The following is a 4,448-nucleotide window of genomic DNA, read 5'->3' on the forward strand; positions in this document are numbered from 1 at the left end:
AACGCCTCTAGGCTTGCAAGGGCGGTTATGTGTTTTTCTCTTTGGGCTACTCATTACTACTCCTTTTAAATATTTTCAATATAAAAATAAGCCAGTGTTTGGCTATCCTATGCCTCTTTGCGGTATTTTGTATCATAGCTCTTATTTGAGATATACGCTATTTTTTCTTTATTTGCCGCATAAAAATCAGCCAGTATCGGCACCAGTCTTTGCCCTTTGCGCTCGTGTGGTGCTAGCCTTAAATAAAGCAGATCGCACGCTAATTGTGGGGCGGTCGTGCTAAAGTTTTGCTTGGCAATACTCGCCTTATTATCAAGGGCGTTTATTTGTGTTTCTATCCTTGATTTAAAAGTGTGATAATGCCCCACTATTGGCGTCATTGCGTCGATCAACTCCGTAATAAACCTAGAAGCCTTTTTGTTTATGAATAGTCCTAGCTTCTCGGTGCTGTCCATCTGCAAAAAACTATACGCCATAATAAAAATGGCGGTGTCCTTTAATTCAGCTGTTGTCATTTTATGCCCTCATACTAAAGCCTAAAGTGTAAAAAGGTCTAAAATTATGGATATGATCATCATAGGGGGCATACTCTTTGGTCATTTCGTCAATAGTTAGTCTCCCTACATCAAAGATAGACCATCTCCCTTGGCAGCTGTCGTATACTTCAAAATACCACAAAACATCTCTTTCGTTAATAAATTCTTTTTCGCAGTATTCCGTTGATCTAATTATTGTGTCGTCTAATTCATACCCGTCTTTTAATATTTTGGTAATCTCATATCTGTCAGGGGTAGGGTAGCCTACGTCGCTTTTATATACCACGACATCTCCTAGCCTAAATGTAGTTTTAAAATTTTCATTTGGTTTAACTCTATACTTAAACCTGCTAAAATCAAACTCTGGGGCAAGCAAATTTCCCCAAAACTCATCAACAACGCTATTAATATTTGTATATTCAATATCCTCGCCGTTATCATAAGCTCGGATAACTTCAATTTTTTCTTTAGTGGTCATTTATTGCTCCATTTAGGTTTTTGCCTTTTAATATTCGTAGCACATCCTGCTTTGAAAATTTAGAGCTGGGGCTTAGCTCGATTTTGCTAAGCCAGTAGCGATCTAGTTTTTCGCAGTAGTATTTCATCGCACTTTCAAAGCTTAACCGCTGTGGCAGTGGCACGCCTATCTTAAACGTGCCATTTACTATCTTCATCTTATCTTTTGCACTCATAATCGCTTCGCCGTAAGTCATCACACTACCTTTAAATCATCAATGTTAAATAGTTGTTTTAGTATCTCAACGTCATAGGTATTTACTCTGCCATATCTTGGATCGATCACCGCACCCATAAAAGCCCCTTGCTCCTCGCTTAGCTTTTTAGCTTTTTTACCCAAGCTTGGGATATGATGCCCCTTTTGGCTGATGCCGTATAAATTCATAAACGCTATTATCGTCATATACCTATCGTTGCTTAAAAGGCGGTTTATATTGTGCTTTGTTTTTAGTTGCTCTTTGTGGATTTCGTCAGTTTTGTTTTCTAAGGCATAGATCTTTTTATCTTGCTCTTTTAGATAGTTTAACTTCAACTGCATATAATCAAGCTGATTAATCGGTGTTGCTTTGTTTTGATAGGCTTTTTCTACTTCAATAAAATAACGCCTTACTTTTTTACCTATCTCGTTTCGCTCAAGCATAGCTATCTCTTTAGAAATGTCTGTTGATAAAGCGTATTCAATAAGCGGACGACCTTTTTCAGATTTTTCTGAAAAACGATATAGTCGATATTTTCTCTCGTATCAGTCTCCTCAAGTCTTGTTTTTATCCAATCTGCGAATTGATATTTACTCTCAAGCACAGCATGCAAATCTCTAGCATTGACTGAATTTACTTCAGCACCATTTATTAACGTTGGTCTAATGATAATTAATTCGTTCATTGTTTGATCCTTTATATGAAATTTCTCATTTACAAAGTAGTTGTCGTTATTTAAATAAGCCATAACAGCTCCGACTTTTGTGTATATCTCGGTCGTCGCCGCCTCTAAGTCGTTTTGTATACGGCTTAGATAAATCGTTGTTTGCTCGGTGGTAGGGGCTTTCATTTTTGCCCCCTTGTAAGTTGCAAGATGATATAAGCAAGTAAAAGTACTTGCAAGACTTCTAATACTTCACTCATTTTAAGCTCCTTTGGCTAAAATATGAGTAGCGCAATGCGTAGGTGGGGCTTTTGCCCCTTGACTAAATCCATATTTTAAGGATTTTGCAGATTAGATAAATCAGTATCGCGAGTTTGATTAAAAAACCTAACCTTTGCATTGTGCTACTCCTTTCTATCAAAGTCCTTATTTGTCCTTTGATAGAGCAATTATAGCTAAAATAAAACTATAAGTCAATAGAAAAAGTATAAATTAAGTATATTTTCTAAAAAATGAAGTATATAAAAGGACTAAATGGCGTTTAGTTAGTCCGCCAAAAAGTCTTTGAGATTGTTTTTAAAAGCTTCTGATTTTTCAAGCTTTGATTTTAAATTTAGGGTCTCTTTGTATAGCTCAATAGCTTTACGCATAGGCTCGCTAGCTTCGCCGCTACCTGCATTTTTTATTGCACTTTCACTATACCCTATCGCCTCGCCTAGCTGTTTATACGTCAAATTTAGCTCTTTGCAGGTGGCTTTAATTAGATTTTCTTTGGGTATATGCAAATTTGGATGATCGGAAATTTCATCATCTAACTCTTGATCGTATATGTCTCGGTTAAATTCATTAGATGTACCAACAAATCCACAATCTTGACATATTCTATCGCCAGTATCGATTGTTCGTCCAGCTTCACGGATATAAAGTCGCTCTTTCTTCACGCTAGTGCTTCCGCATTGAGGGCATTTATACATTTTATTCCTTTATCTCTAAATTTCGTTGCTCGGTGTTTTTAGGTGCTTCGATACCCAAAATATCGTCTAAATAATAATCCGTGCTAACGACGTTTAAGTCGGCGTCTATCACGGATTTGGATATTAGCGTGCCTGCTATCTTATCGCCGTATCTCAGGGCTATCTCGTGGCTTTTTAGCTTTTTAGCCACGCTTCGTCTATGATTTTCACGTCTATGGCGGCTCCGTTTATGATAGTCCATTTGCTAGCGCCCGCTAGATCCGGCTTTTTGATAATAAAAGCACCTTTAAACTCGCTTTTTTGTTCTATTGCACCGTCTAAATCGTCGGCGCTAAACTCGTAACCACTTTTTACTTCTCGCTCTTTGCCTTTTAAATTTATGCGTGGTGGCATTTTAAATCCTTTCGTGCTTTGGGATAGGTTTGACATCGCCCGTAAAAGAGTGGTCTTGTTATGTTTATAGCCGTAACTTTTTAACTCACTATCCTCTATAATTTCACAAACTATATCGTCGACTCTATATGGCAACTGCTTTGGGTCGTCCTCTAAAAGCTCTATTAGTTTATCTTTAGCCTTAATCAAAAAATCAGCTATGGCGTCTCTTGGGTCTTTCACGTAGCTCCTTATCTTGTCGCTATCTATGCTTTTTAGCACGTCTTTTACTTTAGCTTTTAGCGAGCCGTTTTCTACGCCCTCTAAAATAACGCGGGTTGTTATTTCACTATCGACATAGGAGCAAATAGCGACGTTTAGCTCGTCTAAGCTAGCGATAAAGGTGGATACGTTTTTAAAAAAGTCCGCTCCGCCGTCCGCGTCGAAATCAAAATGCAGGTCGTAGCTTGCGTCCATGTTTGACCTTTTACAAAAATTAGACTAAATTCTACAGAAACCTAAATTTAAAAGCCCTTACGACTTAAAATGGTATTTCATTGGAGTAGCCGACATCATCGCTATCAATATCAGGGTAGCGTGGCTCGTTGTATTGCTGGCGTTGAGGCTGTTTTTGCTGCGTGTGTCCGTTTTGGGTATTGTTTTGTGCGTCGCCTAACATTTCCATTACTTCCACAGCGACACTATGCTTACTTCTGTTTTGCCCGTTGCTATCCTGCCACTGGTCGAATTTTAAGCGACCCTCTACTAAAAGCTTACTTCCCTTTTGTAGGTATTGGTTACTTACTTCCGCTTGCTTACCGAAAAACGTGAGATCAATAAAGCACGTTTCCTCTCTTTTTTCGCCGTTTAGCGTATATTTGCGAGTTACGGCAATGCCACAGCTACCTATCGCCGCGCCGCTTTGAGTGTATCTAAGCTCGATGTCTCGCGTGAGATGCCCCACTAAAATTACTCTATTAAACATATCAGCCCCTTAAATTCTCTATTAAATTATCAATACTGCTTGGATCATTTAGATACGCAGTAGCATCATCAATGCTTAACCTCTCAACTAATTTTTCAGCCTCTGTTTCACTTGCACCTCGTTTAACTAGCTCACTTTGTAGTAGGTCAAGAGGCATTGGCTCAACTGTCAAATTTTCTTTTACAGTTGCGATTTCAACTTCAA

General features: G+C 38.4%; 9 protein-coding genes and 1 pseudogene. All 10 read right to left on the reverse strand.

Going from position 1 to position 4,448, the window contains the following annotated elements:
* Nucleotides 1-107 precede the first annotated feature (107 nt).
* Nucleotides 108-515 (reverse strand): hypothetical protein, encoded by a 408-nt coding sequence (locus tag B9N62_RS10190; protein WP_087585390.1) that lies wholly within the window; start codon nucleotides 513-515, stop codon nucleotides 108-110.
* Nucleotide 516: 1 nt separating this feature from the next.
* Entirely contained in the window at nucleotides 517-1,014 is a 498-nt protein-coding gene (locus B9N62_RS10195) for a hypothetical protein (protein ID WP_087585391.1), read from the reverse strand.
* The gene (locus B9N62_RS10200; protein ID WP_087585392.1) at nucleotides 1,004-1,249 is read right to left on the reverse strand and encodes a hypothetical protein; all 246 of its coding nucleotides are present in this window, start codon (nucleotides 1,247-1,249) and stop codon (nucleotides 1,004-1,006) included. Before B9N62_RS10200 ends, B9N62_RS10195 begins: the two co-directional genes overlap by 11 nt.
* Nucleotides 1,249-1,692, reverse strand: coding sequence for a hypothetical protein (locus tag B9N62_RS10205; RefSeq protein WP_087585393.1), 444 nt, complete (start codon nucleotides 1,690-1,692; stop codon nucleotides 1,249-1,251). Before B9N62_RS10205 ends, B9N62_RS10200 begins: the two co-directional genes overlap by 1 nt.
* 2 nt (nucleotides 1,693-1,694) lie before the next feature.
* Nucleotides 1,695-2,099 carry an antA/AntB antirepressor family protein gene (locus B9N62_RS10210; RefSeq protein WP_087585394.1) on the reverse strand — a complete coding sequence of 135 codons (405 nt, stop codon included), beginning with the start codon at nucleotides 2,097-2,099 and terminating at the stop codon, nucleotides 1,695-1,697.
* A gap of 359 nt (nucleotides 2,100-2,458) precedes the next feature.
* On the reverse strand, nucleotides 2,459-2,887 hold the full coding sequence (locus tag B9N62_RS10965) for a helix-turn-helix domain-containing protein (RefSeq protein ID WP_307772222.1): 429 nt from the start codon (nucleotides 2,885-2,887) through the stop codon (nucleotides 2,459-2,461).
* Between the two features lies 1 nt (nucleotide 2,888).
* Nucleotides 2,889-3,077: a hypothetical protein gene (locus B9N62_RS10220; protein ID WP_087585395.1), complete on the reverse strand. Its 189-nt coding sequence runs from the start codon at nucleotides 3,075-3,077 to the stop codon at nucleotides 2,889-2,891.
* Nucleotides 3,062-3,736, reverse strand: coding sequence for a hypothetical protein (locus B9N62_RS10225; protein WP_087585396.1), 675 nt, complete (start codon nucleotides 3,734-3,736; stop codon nucleotides 3,062-3,064). The genes B9N62_RS10220 and B9N62_RS10225 overlap by 16 nt, the downstream gene beginning before the upstream one ends.
* 64 nt (nucleotides 3,737-3,800) lie before the next feature.
* On the reverse strand, nucleotides 3,801-4,244 hold the full coding sequence (gene ssb / locus B9N62_RS10230) for a single-stranded DNA-binding protein (protein WP_087585397.1): 444 nt from the start codon (nucleotides 4,242-4,244) through the stop codon (nucleotides 3,801-3,803).
* A 1-nt stretch (nucleotide 4,245) separates the two neighbouring features.
* A pseudogene (locus tag B9N62_RS10235) lies at nucleotides 4,246-4,448 on the reverse strand (phage recombination protein Bet); the annotation flags it as partial.

The organism is Campylobacter concisus, from assembly GCF_002165785.1.
Taxonomy (GTDB): Bacteria; Campylobacterota; Campylobacteria; order Campylobacterales; family Campylobacteraceae; genus Campylobacter_A; species Campylobacter_A concisus_W.

Bases quoted from the DNA above. Each gene is read 5' to 3' on its own strand.
- B9N62_RS10190 (WP_087585390.1), bottom strand. From the start codon at position 515: ATGACAACAGCTGAATTAAAGGACACCGCCATTTTTATTATGGCGTAT.
- B9N62_RS10195 (WP_087585391.1), bottom strand. From the start codon at position 1,014: ATGACCACTAAAGAAAAAATTGAAGTTATCCGAGCTTATGATAACGGC.
- B9N62_RS10200 (WP_087585392.1), bottom strand. From the start codon at position 1,249: ATGACTTACGGCGAAGCGATTATGAGTGCAAAAGATAAGATGAAGATA.
- B9N62_RS10205 (WP_087585393.1), bottom strand. From the start codon at position 1,692: ATGCTTGAGCGAAACGAGATAGGTAAAAAAGTAAGGCGTTATTTTATT.
- B9N62_RS10210 (WP_087585394.1), bottom strand. From the start codon at position 2,099: ATGAAAGCCCCTACCACCGAGCAAACAACGATTTATCTAAGCCGTATA.
- B9N62_RS10965 (WP_307772222.1), bottom strand. From the start codon at position 2,887: ATGTATAAATGCCCTCAATGCGGAAGCACTAGCGTGAAGAAAGAGCGA.
- B9N62_RS10225 (WP_087585396.1), bottom strand. From the start codon at position 3,736: ATGGACGCAAGCTACGACCTGCATTTTGATTTCGACGCGGACGGCGGA.
- ssb (WP_087585397.1), bottom strand. From the start codon at position 4,244: ATGTTTAATAGAGTAATTTTAGTGGGGCATCTCACGCGAGACATCGAG.